The organism is Halomonas ventosae, assembly GCF_004361885.1.
Lineage (GTDB): Bacteria > Pseudomonadota > Gammaproteobacteria > Pseudomonadales > Halomonadaceae > Halomonas > Halomonas ventosae_C.
This window is the reverse complement of record NZ_SNWH01000016.1, coordinates 18,278-44,812: the sequence shown is the minus strand read 5'-3', so window position 1 is coordinate 44,812 and position 26,535 is coordinate 18,278. Positions and strand designations below refer to the sequence as shown.

The 26,535-nt window shown below is 64.7% G+C and carries 26 protein-coding genes and 3 tRNA genes; 24 read left to right on the top strand and 5 right to left on the bottom strand.

Annotation, left to right across the window (positions count from 1 at the left end; all coding sequences use genetic code 11):
* Nucleotides 1–11 precede the first annotated feature (11 nt).
* Together hisH and hisB are read right to left on the bottom strand one after the other, a co-directional pair.
* Nucleotides 12–653: an imidazole glycerol phosphate synthase subunit HisH gene (gene hisH, locus DFO68_RS11795; RefSeq protein WP_133483834.1), complete on the bottom strand. Its 642-nt coding sequence runs from the start codon at nt 651–653 to the stop codon at nt 12–14.
* A 31-nt stretch (nt 654–684) separates the two neighbouring features.
* Entirely contained in the window at nt 685–1,278 is a 594-nt protein-coding gene (gene hisB / locus DFO68_RS11790; protein ID WP_133483833.1) for an imidazoleglycerol-phosphate dehydratase HisB, read from the bottom strand.
* Between the two features lie 252 nt (nt 1,279–1,530).
* Between hisB and DFO68_RS11785 the strand changes: the two genes are divergently transcribed.
* The 16 genes from DFO68_RS11785 (at nt 1,531) to DFO68_RS11710 (ending at nt 14,776) form a co-directional block, all read left to right on the top strand.
* On the top strand, nt 1,531–3,876 hold the full coding sequence (locus tag DFO68_RS11785) for an AsmA family protein (RefSeq protein WP_133483832.1): 2,346 nt from the start codon (nt 1,531–1,533) through the stop codon (nt 3,874–3,876).
* Nucleotides 3,877–3,962: 86 nt separating this feature from the next.
* Entirely contained in the window at nt 3,963–5,054 is a 1,092-nt protein-coding gene (mutY, locus tag DFO68_RS11780; RefSeq protein ID WP_133483831.1) for an A/G-specific adenine glycosylase, read from the top strand.
* 21 nt (nt 5,055–5,075) lie between these two features.
* Nucleotides 5,076–5,348 carry an oxidative damage protection protein gene (locus tag DFO68_RS11775; protein WP_133483830.1) on the top strand — a complete coding sequence of 91 codons (273 nt, stop codon included), beginning with the start codon at nt 5,076–5,078 and terminating at the stop codon, nt 5,346–5,348.
* A gap of 91 nt (nt 5,349–5,439) precedes the next feature.
* Nucleotides 5,440–5,515: transfer RNA gene (locus tag DFO68_RS11770), tRNA-Phe, on the top strand.
* 6 nt (nt 5,516–5,521) lie between these two features.
* Nucleotides 5,522–5,596 (top strand) — tRNA-Gln (locus DFO68_RS11765).
* A 43-nt stretch (nt 5,597–5,639) separates the two neighbouring features.
* Nucleotides 5,640–5,715: transfer RNA gene (locus tag DFO68_RS11760), tRNA-Thr, on the top strand.
* A gap of 138 nt (nt 5,716–5,853) precedes the next feature.
* Complete coding sequence (locus DFO68_RS11755; RefSeq protein ID WP_133483829.1) at nt 5,854–6,720, top strand: ParA family protein; 867 nt, start codon at nt 5,854–5,856, stop codon at nt 6,718–6,720.
* On the top strand, nt 6,707–8,110 hold the full coding sequence (gene dnaB, locus DFO68_RS11750; protein WP_133483828.1) for a replicative DNA helicase: 1,404 nt from the start codon (nt 6,707–6,709) through the stop codon (nt 8,108–8,110). The genes DFO68_RS11755 and dnaB overlap by 14 nt, the downstream gene beginning before the upstream one ends.
* On the top strand, nt 8,107–8,487 hold the full coding sequence (locus DFO68_RS11745; protein ID WP_133483827.1) for a DUF7673 family protein: 381 nt from the start codon (nt 8,107–8,109) through the stop codon (nt 8,485–8,487). Before dnaB ends, DFO68_RS11745 begins: the two co-directional genes overlap by 4 nt.
* Nucleotides 8,480–8,716, top strand: a complete 237-nt coding sequence (locus DFO68_RS11740) for a hypothetical protein (RefSeq protein ID WP_031217487.1) — start codon at nt 8,480–8,482, stop codon at nt 8,714–8,716. Before DFO68_RS11745 ends, DFO68_RS11740 begins: the two co-directional genes overlap by 8 nt.
* A 75-nt stretch (nt 8,717–8,791) precedes the next feature.
* Nucleotides 8,792–10,696: a ParB family protein gene (locus tag DFO68_RS11735; protein WP_133483826.1), complete on the top strand. Its 1,905-nt coding sequence runs from the start codon at nt 8,792–8,794 to the stop codon at nt 10,694–10,696.
* Entirely contained in the window at nt 10,693–11,295 is a 603-nt protein-coding gene (locus DFO68_RS11730; RefSeq protein ID WP_133483825.1) for a DUF2857 domain-containing protein, read from the top strand. The genes DFO68_RS11735 and DFO68_RS11730 overlap by 4 nt, the downstream gene beginning before the upstream one ends.
* Nucleotides 11,295–12,623, top strand: a complete 1,329-nt coding sequence (locus DFO68_RS11725; RefSeq protein WP_133483824.1) for an STY4528 family pathogenicity island replication protein — start codon at nt 11,295–11,297, stop codon at nt 12,621–12,623. The genes DFO68_RS11730 and DFO68_RS11725 overlap by 1 nt, the downstream gene beginning before the upstream one ends.
* 112 nt (nt 12,624–12,735) lie before the next feature.
* On the top strand, nt 12,736–13,485 hold the full coding sequence (locus DFO68_RS11720) for a PFL_4669 family integrating conjugative element protein (RefSeq protein WP_133483823.1): 750 nt from the start codon (nt 12,736–12,738) through the stop codon (nt 13,483–13,485).
* Nucleotides 13,486–13,867: 382 nt separating this feature from the next.
* Nucleotides 13,868–14,323: a DUF3158 family protein gene (locus DFO68_RS11715; protein WP_096654986.1), complete on the top strand. Its 456-nt coding sequence runs from the start codon at nt 13,868–13,870 to the stop codon at nt 14,321–14,323.
* An 18-nt stretch (nt 14,324–14,341) separates the two neighbouring features.
* Nucleotides 14,342–14,776, top strand: coding sequence for a single-stranded DNA-binding protein (locus DFO68_RS11710; protein ID WP_133483822.1), 435 nt, complete (start codon nt 14,342–14,344; stop codon nt 14,774–14,776).
* A 241-nt stretch (nt 14,777–15,017) separates the two neighbouring features.
* On the opposite strand, the gene DFO68_RS11705 is transcribed toward DFO68_RS11710, so the two are convergent.
* The 3 genes from DFO68_RS11705 to DFO68_RS11695 are packed head-to-tail and all read right to left on the bottom strand — an operon-like array spanning nt 15,018 to nt 18,656.
* Nucleotides 15,018–15,956 carry a glutaminase gene (locus DFO68_RS11705; protein ID WP_133483821.1) on the bottom strand — a complete coding sequence of 313 codons (939 nt, stop codon included), beginning with the start codon at nt 15,954–15,956 and terminating at the stop codon, nt 15,018–15,020.
* 4 nt (nt 15,957–15,960) lie between these two features.
* Nucleotides 15,961–17,373 (bottom strand): YfcC family protein, encoded by a 1,413-nt coding sequence (locus DFO68_RS11700; RefSeq protein WP_243726502.1) that lies wholly within the window; start codon nt 17,371–17,373, stop codon nt 15,961–15,963.
* Between the two features lie 53 nt (nt 17,374–17,426).
* Entirely contained in the window at nt 17,427–18,656 is a 1,230-nt protein-coding gene (locus DFO68_RS11695; RefSeq protein WP_133483820.1) for a M20 aminoacylase family protein, read from the bottom strand.
* 115 nt (nt 18,657–18,771) lie between these two features.
* Here DFO68_RS11695 and DFO68_RS11690 point away from each other — a divergent pair, with 115 nt between their 5' ends.
* The 8 genes from DFO68_RS11690 (at nt 18,772) to DFO68_RS11655 (ending at nt 26,530) form a co-directional block, all read left to right on the top strand.
* The gene (locus tag DFO68_RS11690) at nt 18,772–19,692 is read left to right on the top strand and encodes a LysR substrate-binding domain-containing protein (RefSeq protein WP_133483819.1); all 921 of its coding nucleotides are present in this window, start codon (nt 18,772–18,774) and stop codon (nt 19,690–19,692) included.
* 252 nt (nt 19,693–19,944) lie between these two features.
* Nucleotides 19,945–21,837 (top strand): DNA topoisomerase III, encoded by a 1,893-nt coding sequence (locus DFO68_RS11685; protein WP_133483818.1) that lies wholly within the window; start codon nt 19,945–19,947, stop codon nt 21,835–21,837.
* 811 nt (nt 21,838–22,648) lie between these two features.
* Nucleotides 22,649–22,924, top strand: coding sequence for a hypothetical protein (locus DFO68_RS11680; RefSeq protein ID WP_133483817.1), 276 nt, complete (start codon nt 22,649–22,651; stop codon nt 22,922–22,924).
* A gap of 101 nt (nt 22,925–23,025) precedes the next feature.
* Complete coding sequence (locus DFO68_RS11675) at nt 23,026–23,559, top strand: STY4534 family ICE replication protein (protein WP_133483816.1); 534 nt, start codon at nt 23,026–23,028, stop codon at nt 23,557–23,559.
* Between the two features lie 207 nt (nt 23,560–23,766).
* On the top strand, nt 23,767–24,411 hold the full coding sequence (locus DFO68_RS11670) for a PilL N-terminal domain-containing protein (RefSeq protein WP_166637565.1): 645 nt from the start codon (nt 23,767–23,769) through the stop codon (nt 24,409–24,411).
* The gene (locus DFO68_RS11665; RefSeq protein ID WP_133483814.1) at nt 24,404–25,165 is read left to right on the top strand and encodes a hypothetical protein; all 762 of its coding nucleotides are present in this window, start codon (nt 24,404–24,406) and stop codon (nt 25,163–25,165) included. The genes DFO68_RS11670 and DFO68_RS11665 overlap by 8 nt, the downstream gene beginning before the upstream one ends.
* 52 nt (nt 25,166–25,217) lie before the next feature.
* Entirely contained in the window at nt 25,218–25,934 is a 717-nt protein-coding gene (locus tag DFO68_RS11660; protein WP_243726503.1) for a TIGR03759 family integrating conjugative element protein, read from the top strand.
* Nucleotides 25,931–26,530 (top strand): transglycosylase SLT domain-containing protein, encoded by a 600-nt coding sequence (locus DFO68_RS11655; RefSeq protein ID WP_208107416.1) that lies wholly within the window; start codon nt 25,931–25,933, stop codon nt 26,528–26,530. The genes DFO68_RS11660 and DFO68_RS11655 overlap by 4 nt, the downstream gene beginning before the upstream one ends.
* The last annotated feature ends 5 nt before the right edge of the window (nt 26,531–26,535 follow it).

Here is a 26,535-nt window from a genome sequence, read left to right as displayed (position 1 = left end):
TGTGGCACCGCTCAGGGCATCCACTGAACGAAGTTTTCCAGCAGCTTGAGGCCAGCCCGAGAGCTCTTCTCCGGGTGGAACTGCACGGCGAAGATGGCATCGCGGCCGATGGCCACGTGGGCACTAATCTGGCCGTAATCGGTGGTGCCGAACACCGTGGCGTCGTCCGCGGCGTCGACGTAGTAGCTATGCACGAAGTAGAAGTGCTCGTCCTGGTCGATGCCTGCCCACAGCGGGTGGTCGTGGTGCTGATGCACCAGGTTCCAGCCCATGTGGGGCACCTTGAGGCGGTTGCCCCGGTCATCGCGCATGTCGACCGGGAACTTCCTCACCTCGCCGCGCAGGAAGCCCAGGCAGTCGATCCCGCCGTTCTCCTCACTGTGGTCGAGCAGCATCTGCTGGCCGACGCAGATGCCCAGCAGTGGCTTGGCCTGGCGGGCGAGCAGTTCCTCGACCAGTCCACGCAGTTCGGTCTTCTCGAGCTCGCCCATGCAGTCGCGGATGGCGCCCTGGCCGGGCAGCACCAGGCGGGTGGCGCCGCGGATGCGGCGCGGATCCCGGGTGATGACCACATGCTCGTGGGTGACGTGTTCCAGTGCCTTGGCGACGGAATGCAGGTTGCCCATCCCGTAGTCGATGACGGCAATGGTCATGGAGCGCTCCTCGTGTGATCGTGCGGCGGCCTCAGAGGCTACCCTTGGTAGACGGCATCTGGCCCGCCATGCGCGGGTCCGGCGCCACGGCCATGCGCAGCGCGCGGCCGAAGGCCTTGAAGATGGTTTCTGCCTGGTGGTGGGCGTTGAAGCCCTTCAGGTTGTCGATGTGCAGGGTCATCCGGGCATGATTGACGAAGCCCTGGAAGAACTCCCAGAACAGCTGGGTATCCAGGCGGCCGATGCTGGCGCGGGTGAAATCGACGTCCATGAATAGTCCCGGGCGCCCGGAGAAGTCCACCACCACCCGCGACAGTGCCTCGTCCAGGGGCACGTAGGCATGGCCGTAACGCTGGATGCCGCGCTTGTCGCCGATCGCCTGGTGGAAGGCCTGCCCCAGAGTGATGCCAAGATCCTCGACGGTATGGTGATCATCGATGTGTAGATCGCCTAGCGCCTGGATGTCTAGGTCGATCAGGCCATGGCGGACCACCTGGTCGAGCATGTGGTCGAGGAACGGCACGCTGGTCTCGCAGGCCAAGCGCCCCTTGCCGTCGAGATTGAGGGTCACCGTGATCTGGGTTTCCCGGGTGTTGCGGGTGACCGTGGCGATACGCTCGGACATGTCGGGTCTCCAGCGCCGGGGCGCGTGTCGAGGGGGGGCCGGTTGGTGATAGCGGCCGGCAAGACGAAGGACGCCGGGAACTGTGCCTGACGCCACCAGCCTGCCATTATAGTGAATCGCCCGCCCCATCCGCTACAATGCGGCTCATGACCGTGGTGGTAACCCCGTGACAGGGGTGGCAACCCCGCCGCCCCGACTCACCCAGGGTGGCGACTACTTCGAACTCGACCTACCCCCGCGAAGAGGCCAGCAATGAAGCGACTGCTGCGGACCCTGCTTGCGACCATTGGTGTGCTCGGCCTGGTAATGGTCGGTGCGGTGGTCTATGTCACCACCTTCTTGGACCCCAACGATCTCAAACCCCGTTTGGTCGACGTAGTGCGCGATCACAGCGGGCTCGAGCTGAGCCTGGAGGGGCCCCTCACCTGGTCCTTCTATCCGCGCCTGGGGGTCAGCGTGGAGGAGGCTGAGGCCCGCTTGCCGAACCAGGCACAGGACTCGACGCCCTTCGCCGCTTTTTCTCATGCCGAGGTCAGCCTGGCCTTCACGCCGCTGCTGCGTGGCGAGATCGCTATCGATGGCCTGACCCTCGATGGCCTCTATCTGGACCTCAAGCGCGACGCCCAGGGGCAGGGCAACTGGGAGGTGCTGCTCGAGCGGCTGGGCGAGCGCGGCGAGCAGGCCGAAGCCGCCCTGGCACCGGCCAGTGCCGGGCCCGCCCCGGCGATCGATGCCGGCCTGACGGTGGCGCTCAACGTCGCCAGCGTCAAGGTTCGGGAGGCTGAGGTTCGCTTTCGCGATGCCCTGAACGACCGTGAGCTGCGTTTCGAAAAGCTCCAGATCAGCGGCAGCAACGTCAATCCCCGGCGGGCCTTCCCGGTCACCACCTCCTTTCGACTGTCGGCCTACGACGGCCTCGAGGGGCGGCAGGAGGAGCGTGAGGCACGCCTGGTCAGCGACATTTCGCTGCAGAGCCAGGTGGCCCTGGGCCTGGCCGATGGCCGGCATGTGCTGGAAGGACTGAATCTGGAGACGGTCAACCGCCTCGCGGGCTTGGAAAATGTGCAGAAGGTCAACCTCAAGGGTAGCCAACTGGTGTTGGATGTCGCCGAAGGCAGCGTGCAGTGGGAGGAGGGGCAGCTCGACGCCAACCTCCAGCATCCGCGCCTGGGGGAGAAAGCGCTGCCGCTCTCACTGGCCTTCACTCTGGACGCCGACCTCGGCGAGCAGAGCGCCCGCCTGCGTGACCTGGCCCTCACCGGCCCTGATGGCCTGGTGCTTAACGGCAACCTCAACCTCAGCCAGCTCGCCGAGGCGCCGGCCTATACCGGCCAGTTGCGCCTGACACCGCTATCGCTGCGCCCCTGGCTGGCGCGACTCGACATGATGCCGGCCATGGCCGATGGCGAGGCGCTCTCCGATGTGGCACTGACCAGCCCCGTCAGCGGTGACCTCGAGCACGTCGAGCTCGCCGGCCTGACGCTGCTGCTGGACGGCAGTACCTTCACCGGTCAGCTGGCGGGAGAGTATGACGGCACACAGCTCGCCGCCGACCTGCAGGGCGACCGACTCGATCTGGATGGCTACCTGCCGCCACCGGGGGTGGAGGACGCTGGCACCTGGTTGTGGCGCCTGCCGGGCATCCGCCAGGCCCTCGCTGCCGAGTCGCAGGGGCTGTTGCCGACGCAGTGGCTGTCCGCGCTCACCCTCGACGCACACCTGGCTCTGGCCGAGCTGCGCCTAGCGGGGCTCGATTTCCAGGACGTCGACCTGAACCTGGAAGGGCGCGACGGTCGGCATCGCCTGGTCACCTTCGATTCACGCTTCCACGACGGTCGCCTGGCCGCCGAGGGTGCTCTCGACCTGCGCGAGACACCGGCCCGCTGGCAGTTGACGCCGAAGGTCGAGCGGGTGCGCCTGGAGTCGCTGCTCGAGGCCCTCGGCAACCCGCCCGCGCCGCTGAGCGGACGCTTGAGCGGTGAGGGCGAGCTCGCCACCCGAGGCAATACCCTGATGGAGCTCAGGCGCCATCTGGGCGGCAGGTTCGCCACCCGCGTCGAGGAGGGGGCGATTCCCGGCACCAACATCTCCAAGCAACTATGCACCGCGGCGGCCGCCCTGGAAGGTGAGCAGCTCGACCGCGAGTGGCGCGACGAGACCCGCTTCGAGCACATGCGTGCCACCCTGATGCTGGACGAGGGAACCGCCAGCAGCAATGACCTGCTGGTCACGCTGCCTGGCATGGAAGTGGACGGCAAGGGCGAATTGGACTTGGTCAGCGAGCAGTTCGATCTGCGCGCCGAGGTCCGTCTGGTCAATGCCGACAACGCCCCCTGCGAGGTCAATCCGCGTCTGGAGCGGGTGCCATTGCCGGTGCGCTGCAAGGGAACCCTGAGCGGCGTGAGCTCCGAGTGGTGCCGCTTCGACCGTCAGGCCTTCCAGGACACGCTGGCCGAGTTGCTGCGCGACGCGGTCACCCAGCGCGCCGGCCAGGCGGTCGAGAAGCGCCTCGAGGAGACCGCCGGCAAGATCGACGAGCGCCTGGGCGAGGAGGCCGGCAAGGAACTTCGCGATGCCCTGAAGGGTCTATTTGATTGAGCAACACGTACGACCAGTCCCTGCGCCGACTTCCCCAGTCGGCGCTTTTTTGGTGCGCCGTAAGATCTTCGTGACGGGAGAGCCCCATGATGGACATGCCGCCAGCCATCCTGTCGCCGGAGCGCTTCCAGCAGCGCCTGCTCGCCTGGTTCGATGCCCACGGCCGCCACGACCTGCCCTGGCAGCAGGAGCGCAGTCCCTACCGGGTGTGGGTCTCCGAGATCATGCTGCAGCAGACCCAGGTGGCCACCGTGATCCCCTACTTCACGCGCTTCATGGCGCGCTTTCCGGATGTGACGTCGCTGGCGGCGGCCGACCAGGACGAGGTGCTGCATCTGTGGACCGGGCTCGGCTACTACGCCCGGGGGCGCAACCTTCACAAGGCCGCCCGGGTGGTGGTCGAGGAGCATGGCGGCGAGTTTCCCGTCCACAGCCTCGAGGCGATGGCGGCGCTGCCTGGCATCGGCCGCTCCACGGCCGGGGCGATCATCGCCCAGAGCACCGGGCGACGCGCGGTGATCCTCGACGGCAACGTCAAGCGCATCCTCACGCGCCTGCACGCCGTGCAGGGCTGGCCGGGGCGGCCGGCAGTAGAGCGTCGCCTCTGGGCCCTGGCCGAGCATTACACCCCCGAGGCGCGGCTGGTCGACTTCACCCAGGCGATGATGGACCTGGGCGCGACCCTCTGCCGGCGCGGCAGGCCAGACTGCGCTCGCTGCCCCTTCGCCGATGTCTGCGTGGCCCATGCCCGCGGCGAGGAGAAGCAATTTCCCGAGTCGAAGCCGAAGAATGCCGTGCCGACCCGCGCCACCACCATGCTGTTGCTGCAGGACCGCGAGGGGCGCGTGCTGCTCGAGCAGCGCCCCTCGAGCGGGCTGTGGGGCGGGCTCTGGAGCCTGCCCCAGTTCGACGATGTCGAGGCGCTTCAGGCGTGGCTGGACGTCCATGCGCCGGGCGGCGAGCTCGCGCCCGCCTGGACGCCCTTCACCCATGTATTCAGCCACTTTCGTCTCGAGATTACTCCGCAGCCTGCGCGCATCGAGCGGCTGGACGCGGTGGGCGAGGCGCGCTGCTGGTACGATCCCCGCGATCCCGCCAGCATCGGCCTGGCGGCGCCGGTCAAGGCGCTGCTGGCATCCCTGGCGCCCTTTTCACTGACCACCAGCGTGGGGCCATGAGCCCCGTGAGGAGAGACTTCGATGAGCCAGACCGTATTCTGTCGCAAGTACCAGAAGGAAATGGACGCCCTGCCGTTCCCACCGCTGCCGGGCAAGAAGGGTCAGGAGATCCAGGCCAGCGTCTCGCGCCAGGCCTGGGAGGAGTGGCAGGCGCTGCAGACCCGCCTGATCAACGAGAAGCACCTCAACATGCTTGATTCCGCCTCGCGAGAGTACCTGATGGAGCAGATGGAGCGCTTCTTCGACAACCGCGAGACCGATCAGGCGGAGGGCTACGTGCCCCGTGGCGAGTAGCCCTCGGGGGCGTCGATCTCCGGCCATGTTTCTGAAACGGAAGGGGTTGACGGAAACGGCCCGCTGGGGTTTAATACGCCCCGTTGGCAGCGGCCAGATAGCTCAGTCGGTAGAGCAGGGGATTGAAAATCCCCGTGTCGGCGGTTCGATTCCGTCTCTGGCCACCAATCTGCTGGGGTATAGCCAAGTGGTAAGGCACCGGTTTTTGGTATCGGCATTCCCAGGTTCGAATCCTGGTACCCCAGCCACGCCAACCCTGTTTCCGATTCTGTGAATCGAGTCGGTTCCCGAGCCGGCATAGCTCAGTTGGTAGAGCAACTGACTTGTAATCAGTAGGTCCCGGGTTCGACTCCTGGTGCCGGCACCATCTCAAGCAGTGCGAAATCAGCTACTTACGAGCAAGAGTGGAATCCCCACCTGGCGTGTCAGTAGACCTGACAGCTTCGTGAAATAGAGACAGATCATCAGCCTCACACTTGTTTCCATCTGGAACCGAGGTGAGGTTATGCGCGTTGTATCTGTTATTTCGACCAAGGGCGGGGTCGGCAAGACCACCGTCACAGCAAATCTGGGCGGCCTTCTGGCCGATGCGGGCCTCAAGGTCCTCTTCATCGACCTGGACAGCCAGCCGACCCTCTCTAGCTACTACCCCCTTCGCACCGAAGCCCCCGGCGGCACCTATGAGCTGATCGCGCTTAGCGACACGGCTCCCGACCGCGTCATATCGCAGACGGCCCATCCCAATCTGGATGTAGTGATCTCCAACGATCATGCCGGCCAGCTTCCTCAGCTGCTGCTCAACGCCCCGGACGGCCGTTTCCGGCTTGCCCAGCTGCTCTCCAATCTGTCGGGCTATGACCTCATCCTGATCGACACCCAGGGGGCGCGCTCCATCACGCTGGAGATGGCGGTCCTGGCTTCCGATCACGCTCTCTCTCCCATCACTCCCGAGCTGCTCTCTGCCCGTGAGTTCGTGCGTGGCACCGTTGGCCTGCTGCGCGATCTCGAGGCGCTCAGCCAGTTCACCCACCTTTCCGTTCCCCCCGTTTCCGTACTCGTGAATCGCCTGGATGAAACCGCCGATGCGCGGGGCATCCACCAGACGCTGGCAGAGATGTTCGCCGCCGGCGAGCAGGGCGTCACCGTCATGCAGAGCACCATCCGCGCCGGTGTCGCCTTCCGACAGGCGGCCAGTGCCGGGTTGCCGGCTCACCAGTTCGAGCCGCGCAAGCCCGTCGGCCGCAAGTCGCCCGCCGCTGCCGACCAGGTCAAGGCGATGGCCTGTGAGCTCAACCCAGACTGGCAGCCGTTGATCGACGCCATGGTCAGCACCACCGCCATGCAGGGAGGTTGCCACGATGAGTGCCATTGAGAACCTGGTCGAGCTCCGGGTGGCCGAGGAGCGCCCGGAAGCCGGTTATCTGCCACCCCATAGCCTGGAAGCAGAGCAGTCGGTGCTGGGCGGTCTCTTGCTGGATAACGCCATGTGGGACGAGGTGGCCGACCGCCTGGCCCCTGCCATGTTCTATCAGCAGGCCCACCGTCTGGTGTTTCAGGCGATCCGGGAGCTGGCAGATCGCGACCAGCCGATGGATGTGGTGACCGTCTCCGAAGCGCTGGAGGAAGCCCACCAGCTGGAGCAGGTGGGAGGGCTCGCGTTTCTGGCTGAGCTGGCCCGCAATACGCCCAGCGCGGCCAATGTGGCGGCCTATGCCGAGATCGTGAAGGACCGCCATGCGCTGCGGCAGCTGATCCACACCTGCTTCACGCTGAACCAGCAGGCCCTGAACGCTCAGGGCCGCACGGCCGCCGAGCTGATCGAGGAGGCCGAGCAGAAGCTCTTCGCCCTGACGGAGGAGCGCCACGACCGGCTGAGCTCCATGAAGGAGATGCTGGGGGAGGCCATCAACGTCATCGATCAGGCCTTCAATGCACAGGGTGGGGTGACAGGGGTCCCGAGTGGCCTGAGCGAGCTGGACGCCATGACCGCGGGCTGGCAGCCCGGAGACCTCATCATCCTGGCCGGCCGCCCCTCCATGGGCAAGACCGCCATGGGGCTCGGCTTCGCGGAGCATGCCCTGATGGCAGAGGAGGCTACCGGTCCGGTCTTTATCTTCTCCCTGGAGATGCCCGAGTCGCAGCTGATGCTGCGGCTGATCGCCAGCCTGGGCAATGTCTCCCTGCAGAAGCTGCGCACCGGAAAGATGGAAGACGAGGATTGGCCCAAGGTAACCGCCGCGGTCAGTCGACTCACCCAGCTGGACGGGAAGCTCTTGATCGATGATGCCTCGGGCATCACCGCTTCCAGCCTGAAGGCCCGCGCTCGCCGCATGACCCGCCGCTTCGGCCGCCCCTCAATGATCCTGGTGGACTACCTGCAGCTGCTGCAGGAGCCGGGCAGCGAGAACCGCACCCTCGAGGTGGGCAAGGTCAGCCGCATCCTCAAGGAGACCGCCAAGGAGTTGCGCACCCCAGTGATTGCGCTGTCGCAGCTCAACCGCTCCCTGGAGACCCGCCCCAACAAGCGCCCCTGCATGGCTGATCTGCGCGACAGCGGCGCGCTGGAACAGGATGCCGACCTCATCGCCTTCATCTACCGCGACGAGGTGTATCACCCCGATAACGAAGATAGCCACGGCCTGGCCGAGCTGATTCTGGGCAAGCAGCGCAATGGGCCCACCGGCACCGTGCACCTGGCGTTCCAGGGAGCGTCGGCGCGCTTCAAGCCGTTGGCCTGGCAGCATCAGGAGGTGACCCCATGAGCCAGTATCGCGTGCGCACACCCGAGCCCCGCTCCCGACTTTCAAAGGCGCTGGCTCAGGTCATGAACGAGACTCGCCAGCGTCAGCTTGAGGCTGAGCAGCAGGGGCTCTTATCCCTCGAGCATCTGATCCGTGTGGCACAGGGCCACAGCGGCCAGTCCCACCACCTGCGCCGCCTCCTCCTCGCGCTCTACAACGGCTACCGCTGGCCCTTCGAGATGCAGCGGCTCCGCGGGCTCGACGCGTCGCTACAAGCGGATGCTCTCGCGGTGATCCAGATGGCCACCTATAGCGGCCACGAGATCCACACCTTCATCGAGGGTGGTGATGCCTTGCTGACACGCTTCTGGGAGATCGAGGAGGCCAACGATGAGTAAGTCGCTGTCGGCAGCACGAGGGTGCAAGGGGATGCAGCGCCTGGTGCGCTATGCCGCCACCCGGGGGTGGGAGGTGCAGCGAACCAGCGGCGGGCACCTGAGGTTCAGTAAGCCCGGCTGTGCGCCGGTCTTCACCTCATTCACCACCAAGGACCGCCGCGCCGAGCTCAATGCACGCGCCCAGCTGCGCCGCGCGGAGTGGCAGCAGAGGTTCCGCCATGACGAGTGATGCCACTGTCATCAGCACCCAGGCGCCGCTAGCCGGCGCTCTCTCTGCCCGCTTCGTCACCGAGGAATACCGCCGATGAAACGCCCGACCGACCAGCAGCTTCGCGAGCGCCTGATGCAGCCCGGCCCCAAGCGTCAGGGGCAGCCTGTGGATGCAGTGACTCCGCCCGATCAGGAGATGGCCGTCTGGGTCACCCTGGACGTGCTCAAGCCCTACGAGCACAACCCCCGGCAGGTCCAGAACCCCAAGTACGAGGAGATCAAGGCGTCGATCCGTGCCGCGGGCCTCAAGCACAAGCCCCCGGTCACCCAACGGCCGGGCGAGAAGCACTACACCATCTGCGACGGTGGCAATACCCGCCTGCAGATCCTGCGCGAGCTCTATGAAGAGACCGGTGAGTCGCGCTTCCATGCCTTCTATGCCCTGTACCGACCCTGGCAGTCGGAAGTGAAGATGCTGACGGGACACCTCAGCGAGAACGACAACCGCGGCCAGCTGCTCTGGATCGAGCGCGCCAAGGGTGTGGTGGACGCCAGGGCAATGTATGAAGAGGAGAGCGGCAACACGCTCTCGCAGCGGGAACTGATCAAGCGTCTGGCCGAGGACGGCTACCAGGTTGCTCAGAGCCATATCAGCAAGATGCTCTACACTGTCGAGCACCTGCTGCCTACCCTGCCCAACACCCTCTACAGCGGCCTTGGCCGGCCACAGGTCGAGAAGTTGATCAGCTACCGTGAAGCCTGCCGGCTGCTCTGGGAGCGCTGCACCGAGGAGGTCACGCCCGAGGGCTTTGGCGAGGCCTGGCACCAGACCATGGCCTGGTTCGATGATGAGGGCCAGACCGAGATGAACTGGAGCATAGTGGTGGACCGGCTGTGCGGCATGCTAGCGGACCACACCGGAGTGCACTTCAACGTCTGCGAGCTGACCCTCGATAACATCGTCACCTACCGCAAGCGACGCTGGGACCTGGAAGAGCATCAGGCCTTCGAAGCCCTGGACGTGGAGCTGCAGCAGATGCGCGACCCTAACGCCCAGCCACCCTCGCTCTATCCACCGCTGCCCGAGCCCGCCACGGGCGGTGCGCCGGTGTTGAAGGTGCCCGCTTCAGATCCTGACCGTGAACCTCAATCTCAGCCTCAATCCGCCCCCCAGGCCGAGCAGCTGCCATCGCCTCGGACCCTCAGCAGAGACGCGCCTACCGACGATGAGAGAGCAGAGAGCACCGAGCTGCTTCGGCTACGTGAGCAAGTAGCCGCGCTGGAGCGCGAAAAGCAGCAGCTGAACGAGTCACCGTCTCCCTCGGTGCCGGTATTCAGCGAGTCGGCATCGGAGGCTGACCCAGGGCCCATGGTTGCACCCGCAGAAGAGGAGGGTGACTGGCCAGAGGGCGCAGCGCGGACGGAGGCCGAGCGTGCTGCCCGCCTTGAAGGGCTGACCCAGTCCCGCTGGGAAGAGACTCCAGGGAAGCGCGGCTACCGTCACCACCTGGCCAGCGAGCTCGGCGTGCCCAGCTTCGACTTCGAGCAGCTGGCCCCCCTGGCAGCACCGGTGCTCTCCGGTGAGACCACCCCGCCCATTGCCGACGTCTGGTTTATCGAAGGCGTCGAGGATGAGCCTCGCTCACTGCGTATTCGTATCCGTGAACTGGTGCAGGTCATCGCCCGCTGGGGCGGCTTCGGCGGCAGCGACGTGGTGATCGCCGATGACGATGGCATCGGTTTCGACCTCAACCCGCTGCCCGAGTCGGCCGACCGCCGTGCCCGCTTCGCCTGGCAGGCGCTGGCCAGCCTGCGCGGCGAGCTCAATCCCGAGTACCCCGCCGATGCCACCCTGTGGGGAGCGTTGCTGGGTACTCATCGGGAAGAGGGCGCTGAGAACGCCTGGGACGACGCGGTACTGCTTCGTTTCTTCCGTCTGGTGCGGCTGATTCGCCGCCTTCGTGAACACCTGCAGGAACAACAGGAGGCCCAGTCATGAGCTCTTCATCCGCCAACCTGAATCAGGCGCTGCTCAGCCAGGTCATGGGGTTTCTTCGTGAGGGCAATATGCGCCGTGCGCTGGCCCTCGGCTTCAGTGAGGATGAGCTGCGCACCCTGCGGCGACTGAGAGCGAGCGATATCGACTCGCTGGCCTGCGCAGGACCAGTGGTAGCGCGCTTCTCGGTGGATCATGCCGCACTGCGCGGCGTCCTGGCGCGCATCGATCGTGATCAGGACCGTGAGACCCTGATTGACCGCTGCCTGAGGCTGGGGGCCAGCGTCAGCATGATGGGCGCCTTCTTCGGGCTGACCGGCAACGACTGCTCGACGCGCCGTCAGCTATTGGGCATCGCACCTCGCCAGGGGCGGCTGGCGATGCCGTCGGAGCAGGCTGAGCACGATGCCTGGGAGCGCTGGCAGCATATTGCCCTGGATCCCAAGGCGACCGATGACCTGCAGGGTATGGTGACCCTCGCCGAGGAGACCGATATCCCGCTGGCGGTGGTGTGGCACCTGGTCAAGCAGTGGGTCGACCCCGGCCAACCGCGCACGGCGCCGCCGGCCGAAGAGTGGGCGTCACCTGAAGGAGAGTGGTGATGGTGCAGTTACGCGATGCCACTCGGAAGGGGCTGGATCGCCTGATTGGCCAGGCGGCTTCCGAGCTGACCCAGCGCCGGGGCGAGTCCCCGGCGTCCTCCGTTGTGAACGGTGAGGTTGGGCAGTCTGGAGAAGCCGCATCCTCGGGCCTCGATGGCCTGCTGTTCTTCGGGAACCCCCATGAGACCGTGCCGCGGTCGTTGCTGCTGGATCCGCGCCTCGGGCACGTCGACAAGCTTGGCTGGCAGATGATGCGCATGCTGGTCAATCCGGACCGAACCACCGCGGTGCCGACCTACGACGAGCTGCAGCCCTTGCTGCGGGGGGCGCCGGGCCAGAAGGCGTCGAGGGCCACGGTCGCCCGCGTTATCGCTGTGCTTCGCCTGACCCGATGGGTCAGCCTCGGGCACCGGGCGCGCAACGCGCAGAACGGCCGCATTATCGGCAACGTCTATATCCTGCACGACGAGCCGCTCTCGCCCGCGGAAGCTTCGGTGCTGGATGCCGACTACGTGGAGTATGTGTGTCGCTGCCTGGATCACCAGAACAAGGTGGTCAAGGCCGTTGCTGCCATGGTGCTCGAGGAGCTCCAGGAGGCGGGAGCCCTGCATGAGCTGCCGACGCGTCTCGATACCATGGCCTCTCGGCCCAGGCAGGCCCAGCGCCGGTCGCCTGACAGGCATGACGCTGCCCAGTTCTCTACCGTGACTGACCAGAAGAACCAGGGCAGGCAGCCGAGTTCTCAGCGAGAACCCGGCCGAGTGCGCCGAGAGAACTCCCCTGGTTTCCAGAGAGAACTAAGTATGGAATCAAAGGCTTACCGGGCTGTCGAGGCGGTTCTCGATGAAAACTCGGGCAGTTCTTCCCGTACAGTACGTACTTCACACTGTGTAAAACCTACAGGTAACCCAGCCGTGAACCTGCACTGGCCGGCATGTCTCGCGATGGATGAGAGCGAGCGTCAGGCCACTCAGCTCCTCATGGCGGACCTGGCCGGAGACACCCAGCAGGCGATTCTCGACGAAGCGGCAGGGCGCATGAGCGGTGGCTCGGTGCGAAACCCCAAGGGCTTCCTGCGAGGGCTGATCAAGCGAGCCATCGGCGGCGAGTTCGTGGCGACCGGCTATGCCCAGGCTCAGGCGGAGCGTCGGGCGGGAAGGGCACCACAGGGGATTCCCCCTGCCACCAAGCGGCCGGCAGCTCGAAGCGTGTCACCGTCCTCTTACCAGACAGCGGAGCCGTCGAGTACCGAGCCGAGTACCACCTCGCCCGAGGTAGCCCAAGCAGCCCGAGAGCAGTGTCTGCGCTCGCTGGGTTTGTGGCCATAAGGCGGGGAAAACCCACTCAGCGGCCATTAACGATTCCCCTGTCTTGCCCACATCAACTGATTGACAGTGCCTGCCGTACCGCGGACACACATCAGCATGAGGGCAACGCGACATGGCCGTTGATCGCTTGGGAGCACTGCGCAGCAAGATCGAGCTGACGCTTCATACCCACCACGCCGCACGGATCTGGAAGGGACGAGGCGTCGAGACAGGACGTCCGCAGATAATCGGTATGCGGCAGTTCCTGCTGATCTGCGGCGCGATCAAGCAGAACGCCGCCAAGGATGACCCATACGCGGATCACTGGCTGCTGCAGCTGGATGCCAAGCTTGCCGAGACGCGAACTCAGCTGGATCAGCGCCTCCAGGAGCTGGATGGCCTGCTGGCTCAGCTGCCGCCAGAGCTGGACGTGGAAGAGAACCTCAACCAGCAGCCCCTCAAGATTCCCGTCTATACCGGCGGTCAGCACGGCTGGCTCGCCCTGCGCCTGCTGATCGACTTCGACCGCTTCGTCAGGCGCGTCATGCTTGCCCACCATATCGCCCTGATTGGCCGTCGACAGATGGAGGAGTACGTCCGGGTGGGTGGTCACCTCCTGCGCAGCCTTTGCGCGAGCACTCAGAAGTACCCCGGCTTCAGCGGCGCCACCCGGGACGACTTTGCCGCCAACAATGCCAAGGCCCGAAATGCCATCGAGAAGTTCGGTGCACTGCCTGACGATGTGCTCTCCGGCAAACGGCGCAGCGAGTTTGCACCGCCGATTGCCAAGCCGGCTGAGGCCGCGAGGGCCGGCAGCGACGGCGAGTCGAAAGGAGACTCACCGCCTTCCGCTGGGGAGCCAGGAGACGCTCCCTCGACCTGATTCCACTGGAATCACTTGATCGGCGGTGCCGGGGAGAGCTCCGAGGGTGATTCCAGTGGAATCACCTGGGCTGTGGTGCCGATGAGGTCTCCGGGGTGATTCCACTGGAATCACTTGGGCGGCGGTGCCGAGGAGGACTTCGAGGTGATGCCAGTGGCATCACTTGGGCGGCGGTGCCGAAGGGGGCTCTGGGGGTGATTCCACTGGAATCACTTGGGCGGAGGTTCAGGAGGGGGCTTCGAGGTGATGCCAGTGGCATCACTTGGGCGGCGGTGCCGAAGGGGCTCTGGGGGTGATTCCACTGGAATCATTTGGGCGGAGGTTCAGGAGGGGGCTTCGAGGTGATGCCAGTGGCATCACGGCAAGTGCGTGAGGGGGCAGTTTGGATACCGCATCGAATAGCTATGGCAACGACGCATTCAACAGCTACGCAAAGGGTTTTTTAAAACCCTTTAAGGGTAAGGGGGAGCTGATTCGGCTCCGTGACGAGCTGGAGGAGTCAGCAAGAGCGGCGCGGCAAGAGGCGATCGATATAGCCTCGCAGGCGAATGGGGGCTTGCTGAAGTCGACCGACCTCTGGCTGACCCCATGGGGTAAATCAGGCGTCCCTGCCAGAACACTGCAGTGGCGCGATAACAGGCAGAGAAGCATGGGGCTTTGGCTGCTGGAAACGTTCCTGGCTCGCGACGACATATCCGAGGCGATGCGGCAGTCCGTCATCGATCTCGAGGTGCAGCGCTGCGTGTTCAATGCCAAGGCGGCCACGATCAACTGGTCGATCAAGCGAATCGGCAAGGCGCTGGCCGATATCGAGCATGCCGTCTCATTTCAGCGATAACGACCAAGGAGGAGACTTATGGGCACACGCTTCTACGGTGAGGGGAATATCGGCAGCGATCCGGAGGTGCGGACCTTCCCCGTGCGTGAGAACCAGCCGCCCCGCACGCTGCTCAGGCTCAATGTGCGATTCGATAACCTGGTCCCCAAGGACGGAGAGATCGTGGATCGTGGTGGCTTCTGGGCCGATGTGGAGTGGTGGCACCGTGATGCCGAGCGCTGGTCGCGACTGTACCAGCGGGGCATGCGGATTGTAGTAGTGGGCAAGATGGTTCAGGACAGCTGGGAGCAGAACGGCGAGACGCGCACGGCGTTCAAGGTGCAGGCAGACCGGGTCGCTATCTTACCTCACCGGGTGGCTCAGGTAATCATGGATGCCCCTCATAGCCATCAGCAGCTTGTGGAGCAACATGCCAGCACCCCGGAGGAGCGCCAGGAAGGCTCAGGGAGCTAGCTGTGTAAAGCCACCAGTTGGTTCACGGAAAAGCCCAGCTGACTGACCAGAGGCCGATAATTCGATCTGATATGCGGACGATCCCAGTTGTACTAATGCAGCCAGGTCGGCAGATGCTGGTCTCGCTGATCCGAACTTTCGTAAGACTGAGCATATATTCACTCGCGCAAGGCGGCCCGAGTGATCCACTTTGGCCTGCAGTGAAAATCAGTCTCTATATGCGCTGGCCCTAATTGTGTGATTAGAAGATCGACAGCCCCAGACGGCTCGCCAGCTCGGTGATCATCGAGAGCCCGCGGGTGGAGTTGCCATGCCTGTTGAGGGGCGGGCTCCAGGCGGCGATAACGCCATGGCCCGGCACGATGGCCACGATGCCGCCGCCGACGCCGCTCTTGGCTGGCAGACCCACAGCAAAGGCGAACTGGCCGGACTGGTCGTACATACCGCTAGTGGAAAGGATGGCATTGACGCGATGGGCATCGCGCGGCGAGGTTACCTTTTCGCCGGTGATCGGATGCATACCTTGGTTGGCGAGGAACAGTAGGCTGGTGGCCAGCTCCTTGCAGCTCATCTCCACCGAGCACTGGAAGAAGTAGTGGGCCAGCACCTCGTCCACCTCGGCCTCGAGGTTGCCGAAGCTCTTCATCAGGTAAGCCAGGGCGGCGTTGCGGCTGCCGTGGCGGGTTTCCGAGGCCAGCACCTCGTCATTTACGTCGCAGTACTCGCTGCCTGCCAGGCGTCTCACGAAGCTAAGAAAGGCCTGGCGAGAGGACGAAAAATGCGAGACCAGGGTATCGGCCACCAGAATGGCGCCGGCATTGATGAAGGGATTACGGGGAATACCGTGCTCCCACTCCAGTTGGACGATGGAGTTGAACGGCTGACCGGATGGCTCCATGCCGACCCGGCGCCACAGACCGTCGCCCATCCGCTGCATCGCCAGCACCAGACCGAACACCTTGGAGATGCTCTGGATCGAGAAGGGAAGCTCGGCATCGCCGGCGGTATGGACCTCCCCATCCAGGGTGGCGAAGGCGATGCCGCAGCGTATAGGGTCGACCGTGGCCAGGGCTGGGATGTAGTCGGCTACCCGGCCCTCGATAGGCTGCTCCACGGCCCGCCGGTGAATATCCCGAAGGGCCTGGGAAAGCGAGAGGTCGGCGTCGGCAAGAAATTGCATGGCCTCAGTAACCGATGTAGTGAGCCACGATCAGGGCAATCCAGCACATGGCGTAGAGTGGCACCATGATCGGCAGGATCACGGGCAGCCACTGGGCATAGGAAACACGGCCCAGGGCCAGCATGGCCAGGATGCCACCGGCAGTAGGAGTGAACAGGTTGGTCAGCCCGTCGCCCACCTGGAAGGCAGTAATCATCAGCTGCCGGCTCATGTCAACGAGGTCGGCCAGCGGGATTAGGATCGGCATGGTCACTAGCGCCTGGGCCGAGCCACTGGGGATGAACAGGTTGATCACACCCTGGATGACGCTGGCCACCACCGCGGCCAGTGCCACCGGCATGTCCCCCACGATGGCGCTCAGCGAGTGAACAATAGTGTCGATGATGTGGGCATCGCTGAGGATGACCTGGATCGAAGCGGCAAGGCCAATCACCAGCGCCCCGGCGGTCACGGAGGAGGCGCCCTCCATCATCCGCTGTACCAATTGATTGGCGCTGAGACCGCTGGCCAGCCCGATCAGGATGGCCATGAGCAGGAAGTTGCCGGCGATCTCCTTGATGTACCAGCCGCGGGTGAAGACGCCGAAGAGCATGATCACCAGGCCGGCCAGGAAGATGCCGAGGACGGCAAGGTTGTTGCGCGACAGGGCGTAGTCCTTGAGCTTCCGACTCATCTCCACCGGTTGGTCGTCCTTGAACTCGATGTTGACCACGCGCAGGCAGATATAGGCGGCAAGCGTCGCCAGGCAGGTCAGCATCATCAGGCTGCGCAGCCACCAGCCGGAAAACAGCGGCAGTTCGCCAATGCTCTGTGCCACCCCCACGGTGTAGGGGTTGATGGGAGAAAGCGCAAAGCCGATGGCGATACCGCCCACGGCCATGGTCACACCGACCAGGCGCGAGCAGCCGATGGCCGCGGCGATCAGCACACCGACGGGCACCAGGGCAATGTTGTTCTCGGCGCCTACGGCCATGCCAAAGAAGCCATAGATGAAGGTGCCTGCGGTGATAATCAGGTTGCGGCTTTTGATGCTGTTGCCCGCGCCCATCCTGTAGGCAGCAATGCCTATGGCGTTTTCCAGCGCCCCGGTGCCCTTGAGGATGTGGAAGAGTCCGCCGGCGATGAACACGATGAACAGGAACTGGGCGGCGTTGATCATGCCCTCGGGAATGGCCACGAAGACACGGAAGAAGTGCAAATTGGCAATATCGGACAGGTACTCGAAGGAGCCTGGAATTACCCTGCTCCGGCCATTCACCACTTCCCGCGCGAATTCGCCGGCGGGCACGAAGAAGGTCATCGCATAGACGACCACCAGCACCATGAAGATCAGGACCATGGGGTCTGGAAACTCTCGGAACCACTGACGTTTGCGGGAAGCGGCAGGCTTGCGGTCATCGGACTGTTGTTGGCTCATGGTCACCCTTTGGATCGCTATGCGATCTCGTTGGAGTTGTCGTGGGTTGTGGATCACTCGGAGCGGGAAGTCCCCTGTGAGAAGTAGCGGGACACCAGGCCCATCACGAAGGTGGCGGCGGGTCCCATGCAGTCATCGTTGAAGTCGTAGTGCGGGTTGTGCACGCTGCATGGTCCCAGGGGCAGCCCTTCGTCGTGGCCGTTATCGCCGTTGCCGACGATGAAGTAGCAGCCAGGCACCTCCTCGAGGAAGTAGGCGCAGTCCTCGCTGCCGGTAAGAGGCGCGGTGGGCGCTTCGACTCGCTCGTCGCCGAACATCTCTCGGGCGGTGTCGATGGCAAGCTGGGTCTCGGCCGGGGCGTTAATCAGCACGGGATATCCGCGCACGTAGTCGATCTCGCAGCGGCAGTCGAAGGACTCTGCCTGGGACTCGGCCAGGGTGTGAATGCGGCGCTCCAGGGTATCGCGTACCTCGGGGTCCAGGGTACGCACGCTGAGTTCTAGCTCAGCGCTGTTGGGAATGATGTTGGCGCTGGTGCCGGCCTGCATCCGACCTACGCTGATCACAGAGACGAGGTTGGGATCGACGTTGCGCCCGACGATGCTCTGCAGTGCCAGCACGGTGGCAGCCGCTGGCAGAGTGGGGTCGGCGGCCAGCTGCGGCAGGGCCCCGTGGCCGCCCTTGCCAATGAAGGTCAGCGTGACCGTGTCCGAGGAAGCCATGAAGGCACCCTCCCGGAAACACAGGTGGCCCACGGGCTTGCCGGGGAAGTTGTGTAGCGCAAAGAGGGCGTCGCAGGGGAAGCGCTCGAAGAGGCCGTCTTCGATCATGCACTTGGCGCCGCCGCCGCCACCCAGCTCCTCAGCGGGCTGGAAGATCAGGTTCAGGGTGCCGCTGCCGGGCAGCCCCTGCTCGCGATGCTGGCGGGCCAGGGCCTCGGCAGCACCCAGTAGGATGGCGGTGTGGCCGTCATGGCCGCAGGCGTGCATCTTGCCGGGTACCTGGCTGGCCCAGGGCAAGCCCGTCTCCTCCTGGATGGGCAGGGCATCCATATCGGCGCGCAGGCCGAGTCGCGGGCCCGAATTGTCGCCCCAGCGCAGCACGCCGACCACGCCGGTAGTGGCGATGCCGGTGTGAACCTCATAGCCCCACTCCTCCAGCCGCTCTGCCACTAGCTGGCTGGTGGCAAACTCCTCGAAACCGAGCTCAGGGTGCTGATGGATATGGCGGCGGCAGGCCTGCATCTGGTCGATATCTGGCGTGATCGTCGAATGGGCTGTCATCGGCTTCGCCTCTTAGCATTGGAATTTGCGTCAATAAAACCGATGTTGTCAGTGGTGACTGATATCGAAAAGACGATAAAATCTACTTGATGACACGCATAGGTGTTCACTTGAGATGAAAAATCACCATTTGAGGGCCCTGCTGAAGGTGGCCGAAGAAGGGTCGATTCGAGGAGCCGCCAGGGCGCTGCACCTGAGTCAGAGCGCCCTGACCCGCGCGCTGCGCGAACTGGAGGCCGACCTTGGATCGGAGCTGCTGATACGCAGCTACCGCGGCGTCGAGTTCACACCGTCGGGCAAGGTGCTACTGAAACGGGCGCGCCTGGCGTTCTCCACCCTGGACAAGGCCAGGGACGAAATACGTTGGCTGCGAGGCGGCTCGGGCTTGCAGGTCACGGTGGCGGTGACCACCGCAATCGCGACCACGTCTCTGCCCGCCGTCCTTCGGGAGTTCGAGCGCGAGCAGCCTGATGCTAGCCTCAGCCTGGAGGAAGGCATGATGAGCACGGTGCTACCGGGCCTAATGGAGGGACGCATCGACTTCGCCATCGCCGTGGCCGAGGCGGATCAGCTACCCCACGAGATCACCTTCGAACCGCTGACCGAGCTGCTCTCGGAACCCATGGCGCGTGAAGGTCACGCATTGCTGGGTGCCACCGACTGGTCGCAGATGGCTGAGGCGCGCTGGGTGCTGAACCTGGCGGTCGGCAGCTCGGCACAGCGGCTGATCGACTGGCTCGAGGCTCAAGACATCTCGATCTCGCAGCGAGTGGTAAAGTGCGATTCTCCAATCATGATGGTCGAGCTGATGCGACGCACTGATCTGATCGGCTTCGGCCCGCGGTTCTTTGTCGACGATCCGCTTTCCGGCCGTGGGTTGGCCTGCTTCGACACCCTGGCCACCTTTCCGGCCTATACTATCGGCCTGCTCAAGCTGCGCGGCGTGCCCCTCCACCCCGGTGCCGAGCGGCTCGCGACCCTGTTCAGACGCCATATCTCCTCGCTGAATCTATCGCGCCGGCCATCGAGTCAATGAGAGAGTTGGCTCAGCGGGCTAATCCCCGCCCCACGGGCTGGTAGCCTGACGCAAACCAACGGGTCTCCGAGAACGCCGGTACGTTCAACCCAATGCCGGGCACTAGGGTGGTGCCATGAGCGCGGCTCTCGAGCAGCGTTTCCGCAGGGCGTTCCGTTATCGCAAAGCCTCGTTGCCGACGTTCCCTTTCTCTCTTCGTTTGCACCCATCGCCTTGCCATGCTGCCTTCAAATTCATGAGGGAGTTGAGCCGGTGCGTCTATTCCTATGCGAGAAGCCTTCGCAGGCCCGAGATATTGCCCGCGTGATCGGTGCCGGCCAGCGCAGCGAGGGCTTTCTGAAGGGCGAGGGGTGTGTCGTGACCTGGGGGTTCGGGCATCTGCTCGAGCAGGCCCCGCCGGAGCAGTACGACCAGGCGCTCAAGCGCTGGTCGCTGGAGGCGCTGCCGATTCTGCCTTCGACTTGGAAGATGGAGATCAAGAAGAGCGGCCGCAAGCAGTTCGGGGTGGTGAAGAAGCTGCTGGGCCAGGCGACCGAGGTGGTAGTGGCCACCGATGCCGACCGGGAAGGGGAAACCATCGCCCGCGAAATCTTGGATCACTGCGGCTATCGGGGGAAGGTCACCCGCTTGTGGCTCTCGGCCCTGGATGATGCCTCGATCCGCAAGGCCCTGGCCGGCATCAGGCCCGGCGAGGCGACTTACCCGCTATATCTGGCTGGCCTTGGGCGTAGCCGGGCCGATTGGCTGGTCGGGATGAACCTGACCCGGGCCTATACGGTACTGGCCCAGCGACAGGGCCATCAGGGAATACTCTCGGTGGGACGTGTGCAGACGCCTGCACTGCGCCTGGTTGTGGATCGCGACCGGGAGATTGCCAACTTCGTTCCCCAGCCCTTCTGGGAAGTCGTGGCGCATCTGCAGGCGTCGAGCGGGACCTTTCAGGCGAAGTGGCGGCCGAGTGATGCCTCGATCCACGACGCCGTGGGGCGCTGCATCAGCGAGGAAGCCGCCCGGTCGCTGGCTCAGCGAGTCACCGGGCAGCAGGGGCGTGTCAGCCACCTCGAGACGAGCCGCAAGAAGGAGGCGGCGCCACTGGTGATGGACCTGTCATCGCTGCAGCAGGAGGCTTCGCGCCGCTTTGGTTACGGTGCCCAGCAGGTACTGGATATCGCCCAGGCGCTCTACGAAGTCCACAAGGCGACCAGCTACCCTCGAACCGACTGCCGGTATCTGCCGGAGTCGCAGTACGAGGATGTCGAGCGCATCGTGACGTTGCTTCTGCACTCGGACGAGGCGCTGTCGGCGCTTCGCCAGCGCCTGGACACGAGCCGCAAGAGCCGTGTCTGGAACGACAGCAAGATTACCGCACACCACGGCATCATCCCGACGTCAGCCTGCGACCTGACCAAGCTGAATGATGCTGAGCGCAACGTCTACGACCTGATTCGTCGCCACTACCTGGCCCAGTTTCTGCCGGATCACGAGTATGATCGGACCGATCTGCGAGTGGACCTGGAGGGCGAAGCGTTTGTGGCCTCAGGGCGGCAGGTGCGTGTGGAAGGGTGGCGCGAACTCTTTCCCCGGGCGGCGGTTGGAGAGGAGGGTGAGGAGGAGCGGGAAGCGCCTCCGCTGCCGTCGCTTAGCGAAGGGGAGTGCTGCCAGGCCCGGCAGCTTGAAGTGCTGGACAAGCAGACGACACCACCCAAGCCCTTCACCGAGGGTACCCTGATCGCTGCCATGAAGCATGCCGCTCGGTTCGTGACCGACGAGCGCCTGAAGGTGCGTCTCAAGGAGACGGCCGGGATCGGCACCGAGGCAACGCGGGCGGGTATCATCGAGACGCTGCTGAAGCGGGGCTTCATCAAGCGGCAGAAGCGTGCCCTGGTCTCGACGCCGACCGGACAGCAGCTGATCGATGTGCTGCCTTCCGTCATCACCAACCCCGGCATGACGGCGCTCTGGGAGCAGGCGCTGGATGACGTTGCGGCAGGACGCCGGGCGCTGCAGGAGTTCATGGGCCGTCAGGCCGGCATGGTGGAGAAGCTGGTGCAGCATGCGCGAGCGTCCACGGTGACGATGCCTCAGCCGAAGAGAAAGACGCCAGGAAAAGACGTCGGTAGCCGGCGCAAGGCGTCATCATCTTGACCCTAAGAGGGGTAGGCTCAATAATGAAGCCGTACCCCGTTGGTTGCTGACGGTCATCACGCAACGCCCTTTGAGCGCCAACGCTCAATCCCCCAAAGTATTCGCACCTCGCGAGACGAGTACGCCCCATCCCGCCTATACGGCTCACACTGCATCATCAACAGTCGGGGTTCGAGGTTCATTAGTCCCAGGCCAGCTTGGTTGGTTGGCCACCTATCTCATACGACGACCGGCCTGCCGGCTACCTTGATCCAGGGTAGTGGGCAGGCCGGTTGACGTTTCCATGCTGGAAACGCCTGCCCTTCTGCGGAGCCCGCCGCATCACCAACGGGAGCCCTTTGTACAGGGATCTGTGCTTGATCGACCGAATGCGTCCGCGAAGAGATTCGGGTGCCACCGTGAGCGAAGCATGGCAACGAGGGACATGCCTTGGCTCCAGTTGCATGGCGGACATCCTGATACTTGTCGATACGGCGACGACCCTGTTGATGCCCTCTATGGTCTTCAATCCCAAGACGTGGCGTGCCGCGTCTTGCGAGTGAGGATATCGAGGAGATGCTGCCGAGCTGACGGGCAGCCTCCCAGTGTGCAAGTGCCGCCGCTGGCGGCCCGGTGGTCTCGACCGGCTCCAACCGAGACACCCCAGGCACCCAGGCGTTTCAAGGGTGCGCCGCTTGGCGGCACGCCATTTCCCAAGGCCTCGAGCATCCCGAGACGAGGCCGCCCGCCAGGGCTGGATGCCACTGCTACCACCCATTCGGGGAGATGCCTCCCCAGGGGGGCGGACCCCTGGAATCTGGAGGAATGCCCCATGGCCACGATTGTTGACGACCACTTCATGGTCTGCGCCGACTGCCTGATGATCATCGCTAATGACGATGCCACCGGGCTGGATCACTTCCTGGATGAAGAGAGCGCAGCCGCCCGCGAGCGGGAGGTGCGTCTCTCCATTGCGGCAGCGCAGCGCGACGAGAGTTACATAGTCGTCGGCGATAGCGAGCGAGACGAAGAGTTCTCAACGGCGTCCTGCGACTGCTGCAAAACTACTCTGGCCGGCTCTCGGCACCACTGCGTGCTGATGACCTGAGCCAACGCCTGAATCTACCGCCCATCGGGGAATCCATTCGACTTCCCTGAGGGGGCGAAGTGTTTCCCTGGGGCTCATTTGTATCCACCGAGGAGACACACATGAAGACCACCACTCACCAGAGTGCCACCACTGGCTTCTTCGACCTGCATATCACCGGCCTGGGCTACCTCAACCGAATCCGGCAGGTGAAACCGAAGCGTGGGGAAGCGTTCTGGGCATGCGATATCGCGGCCCTGAATGGCCCCGCAGACGATGTGGGCTACACTCGCTTCGACTGCCGAATCAGCGGCCGCGATGCCGAAGTACTCGTCAAACGCTGCCGTCAGGCGGTGTACCAGGGCCGCAAGGTGCTGGTGGGCTTCAAGCTGGGCGACCTCTGGACGGACACCTTCGTCTACTCCAAGGGCGACAAGGCTGGCCAGACCGGCGTTAGTCTCAAGGCCCGCCTGCTGTTCATCAGCTGGATCAAGGTGAACGGCGAGATGGTTTACCAGGCGCCTCCCCGCGACGAGCAAGGTGCCAGCAACGTCAGATCCGCTGCCTCAGCGGAGCCGCCTGAAGCAGACAACGGCTACGCCGCTGCCCACGCGGGAGAAGCGGCCGGCTCCTTCGATTCGCCGGCCATGCACTGATCCACAGCGCTTCGATCGACCCTACCCTGGCGGGGAGTGACCCCGCCACGTCATGCCTCGGCACTGACGATTCCTAACCTGCGAAGAACGCCTCACCCCGGGGCGTTTTTCCTTTCCCCGCCTGATTACGCTTTCCAATCGACCCGCCCCCGCAAACCCGAGAACCTCCTGCCTCAACGCCATTGAATGGACTCCCTGAGGCAACGCATGCTCAACCTTTCCACCCTCTCGACCGTTGCGCTGATCGCCACTACGCTGCTGGCGGGCTGTGCGCATCAGCCGCAACAGGCTCCCGAACCCTCGAACGCCGACTCTCTGGTGCTTTCGCTGCCGTACTTCGACGTAGACGGCGAGCGGCATCGGGCCGTGGTCACCGGCCCCAACCCGCCGACGACCGAGGCCGTGACCCCGGACATTTACAGCGACGAACTGCCCTCCGTCGAGGTCATTCGCACCGGGCGTTACCAGCTGGTGGCCACTCAGGCCTCACTGGGTCAGCGCTACCTCCTGGAGCAGACCATCGACGTGCATATTCCGGCATCCATGACCACTACCGTGGAAGATGCGCTGCATCACACCCTGCGTCATACCGGCTTTTCGCTCTGCCCCGCGCCCGGTCCCGCCCAGCGCACCCTCTATCGCAAGCCGCTGCCGGCGGCCCACTACCGGCTGGGCCCCATGCCGCTGCGCGAAGCCCTCCAGGTGCTGGGCGGCGATGCCTGGGAGCTGGAGGTCGACCCGGTGGCCAGAGAGGTCTGCTACCAGGTGCGGGATATCCGCTATGCGCCGGGGCACGGCGACGACAGCCGTGACGAGAGCGCTGCAGCGGTGGCGGAGGTGAGCGATGAGTGAGCCTACCGAGCTGTCGCCCGACCACAAGCCGACGGAGCCGCAGCATCGCCGCAAGCGTGGGGCAGGGAAGGGCAGCAGGAAGGCCCTCTACGGCCTGCTGGCGGTCAGCCTGGCCGGCGCCGTGGTGTCAGGGGCGCTGCTGTTGAAGCCGACGCCCGGGGAGGTGCCAATGGAATCTCTGGTGCAGTCCCAGGTGCAGCAGGCGGTGGTGCCGCTGGAGGAGGCACTCGCCCGAGTGGCATCGCAGCAGGCGGCACTGGAGCAGCGCCTGGCGGAGCTGGATCAGCGTCTCGAGCGAGCCGAGCAGCGAGAGCAGGAGAATGCCGCCGCCATCACCGCCGCACAGGCGCAGCTGGAACAGCGGGATCCGCTTGAGCCCCGCCTGGCCGAGCTGGGCAAGGCGCTGAGCCACCTGGATAGCGAGCTCAACCTGCGCGTTACCGCCCAGAACGAGCAGATCCAGACGCTGGAGGAGCGCCTTGAGCAGAGCCAACAGGCGGCGTCACGCCCGGCACCTGCGCGCCAGGCGCCGCGGCCAGCGGCTCCGCCGTCGCCCTCGTTCCAGGTTACTGGCGTCGAGTCCCGGGGCGGGCGCCCCTACGTGGGCATTTCGCCCAACGGTCTGTCCAGCCTGCGTGATGTCCATCTGCTGGGAGTCGGGGATCGTCAGGATGGCTGGGAACTGACGAGGATCCGAGGCACTCATGCCGTCTTCAGTCGCCATGGCCGTTCGGTCGACGTCCAGATTCCTTGAGGCCACCGGAGATCTCGCGATGATCACCAAGAAACCTGCTGTCTTGCCGGTTGTGACAATGACCCTTGCCATGACGCTGCTGGCCAGCCAGGCCGCTGCCCAGACCACCCCGGAGAGCCGCCCCGATGCCTCCGCCGTGATTCAGGAGGCGCAGCGGATGCTCGAGAGCGAGCGTACTCGCACGCGCACGGAGCAGGCCGAAGCCTGGAGGCTGACCGAGCGCGATTGGGAGCGCTACGAGGCGCTGATGGAGGGGCCACGGGGCGTCTGGTCGCCCAACCTGGATCCCATCACCGCACTCGGCGTAGAGGCGCGCAGCGCCGAGGAGCGCCGCCGCTATGCGGAGCTGCTGGTACAGGTGGAGCGCGCCCGCACCGAGCGCGAGCTGGCGTTCCAGCGGGCCTATGACGCGGCTTGGCAGCGCCTCTACCCCAACGAGATGCCGGTGGATGAGTTCACGCTTAGGCCACGCAATGCCTTTCACTTCACCGATGAAGGTGCACTTCAGGCGCGCTTGACGGTGCATGTGGCAGTGAACGACTGCGAGCGTTGTGACAGCACCGTCCGCGAGCTGTTGGCCCAGGGCACGCAGATGGACATCTTCGTGCTCGACAGTGACGGCGACGATTCGGTGATACGTGATTGGGCGCGACGTGTGGGTGTGCCGGCCGACCGCGTGCGCGCACGCGACATTACCCTGAATCACGGACAGTCGGACCCCGAGCGTGGCATCGCCGTGGGGTCGCTGCCTCAGGTCTACCCGAGATGAGGGCGACGATATGGGGGCTGAAAGCGTATCGGCGCATGGTGATGGGCTGTGCCTTCGGCTGCAGCCTGGCGGTGTTGTCATCGCTGGCGAATGCCACCGTAGTACCGCCTGCGTACTTCGACGCCGCAAGCCTGCACCAGGTCCCGCCAGAAGTGCTCTATGCAGTGGCCACGGCGGAATCGGTAGTCAGCTTGAAGGTGGGGCGCCGGCCCTGGCCCTGGACCCTGAACGTGGCGGGGGAGGGCTTCCAGTTCGCGACCCGCGAGGCCGCCTGCGACGCCTTGCTGCTGGCTCTCGAGGAGACCCGCCTCGTAGACGTGGGGATCACCCAGCTTAACGTGCGCTGGCAGCCGCAGCTGTTCGGCGCCGGCAAGCGCTTTTCCCATCCCTGTGATGCCCTGAATCCCTACGCCAACCTGGAGGAGGCGGCCCGCCTGCTGCGCGGCCACTTCGATGCCACTGGCGACTGGGTGCAGGCGGCCGGGCGCTACCACCGTCCTGCTGGGGGAGAGCCGGCGGCCCGCTACCGCCGCATCGTTGCCACTGAGCTCGAGCGGCTGAAAACGTCTCGCCAGCGGCAGCTGGCGGCTAACTAAGGGAG

Coding starts and splice junctions, on each gene's coding strand:
- hisH (WP_133483834.1), bottom strand. CDS start 653: ATGACCATTGCCGTCATCGACTACGGGATGGGCAACCTGCATTCCGTC.
- hisB (WP_133483833.1), bottom strand. CDS start 1,278: ATGTCCGAGCGTATCGCCACGGTCACCCGCAACACCCGGGAAACCCAG.
- DFO68_RS11785 (WP_133483832.1), top strand. CDS start 1,531: ATGAAGCGACTGCTGCGGACCCTGCTTGCGACCATTGGTGTGCTCGGC.
- mutY (WP_133483831.1), top strand. CDS start 3,963: ATGATGGACATGCCGCCAGCCATCCTGTCGCCGGAGCGCTTCCAGCAG.
- DFO68_RS11775 (WP_133483830.1), top strand. CDS start 5,076: ATGAGCCAGACCGTATTCTGTCGCAAGTACCAGAAGGAAATGGACGCC.
- DFO68_RS11755 (WP_133483829.1), top strand. CDS start 5,854: ATGCGCGTTGTATCTGTTATTTCGACCAAGGGCGGGGTCGGCAAGACC.
- dnaB (WP_133483828.1), top strand. CDS start 6,707: ATGAGTGCCATTGAGAACCTGGTCGAGCTCCGGGTGGCCGAGGAGCGC.
- DFO68_RS11745 (WP_133483827.1), top strand. CDS start 8,107: ATGAGCCAGTATCGCGTGCGCACACCCGAGCCCCGCTCCCGACTTTCA.
- DFO68_RS11740 (WP_031217487.1), top strand. CDS start 8,480: ATGAGTAAGTCGCTGTCGGCAGCACGAGGGTGCAAGGGGATGCAGCGC.
- DFO68_RS11735 (WP_133483826.1), top strand. CDS start 8,792: ATGAAACGCCCGACCGACCAGCAGCTTCGCGAGCGCCTGATGCAGCCC.
- DFO68_RS11730 (WP_133483825.1), top strand. CDS start 10,693: ATGAGCTCTTCATCCGCCAACCTGAATCAGGCGCTGCTCAGCCAGGTC.
- DFO68_RS11725 (WP_133483824.1), top strand. CDS start 11,295: ATGGTGCAGTTACGCGATGCCACTCGGAAGGGGCTGGATCGCCTGATT.
- DFO68_RS11720 (WP_133483823.1), top strand. CDS start 12,736: ATGGCCGTTGATCGCTTGGGAGCACTGCGCAGCAAGATCGAGCTGACG.
- DFO68_RS11710 (WP_133483822.1), top strand. CDS start 14,342: ATGGGCACACGCTTCTACGGTGAGGGGAATATCGGCAGCGATCCGGAG.
- DFO68_RS11705 (WP_133483821.1), bottom strand. CDS start 15,956: ATGCAATTTCTTGCCGACGCCGACCTCTCGCTTTCCCAGGCCCTTCGG.
- DFO68_RS11700 (WP_243726502.1), bottom strand. CDS start 17,373: ATGAGCCAACAACAGTCCGATGACCGCAAGCCTGCCGCTTCCCGCAAA.
- DFO68_RS11695 (WP_133483820.1), bottom strand. CDS start 18,656: ATGACAGCCCATTCGACGATCACGCCAGATATCGACCAGATGCAGGCC.
- DFO68_RS11690 (WP_133483819.1), top strand. CDS start 18,772: ATGAAAAATCACCATTTGAGGGCCCTGCTGAAGGTGGCCGAAGAAGGG.
- DFO68_RS11680 (WP_133483817.1), top strand. CDS start 22,649: ATGGCCACGATTGTTGACGACCACTTCATGGTCTGCGCCGACTGCCTG.
- DFO68_RS11675 (WP_133483816.1), top strand. CDS start 23,026: ATGAAGACCACCACTCACCAGAGTGCCACCACTGGCTTCTTCGACCTG.
- DFO68_RS11670 (WP_166637565.1), top strand. CDS start 23,767: ATGCTCAACCTTTCCACCCTCTCGACCGTTGCGCTGATCGCCACTACG.
- DFO68_RS11665 (WP_133483814.1), top strand. CDS start 24,404: ATGAGTGAGCCTACCGAGCTGTCGCCCGACCACAAGCCGACGGAGCCG.
- DFO68_RS11655 (WP_208107416.1), top strand. CDS start 25,931: ATGAGGGCGACGATATGGGGGCTGAAAGCGTATCGGCGCATGGTGATG.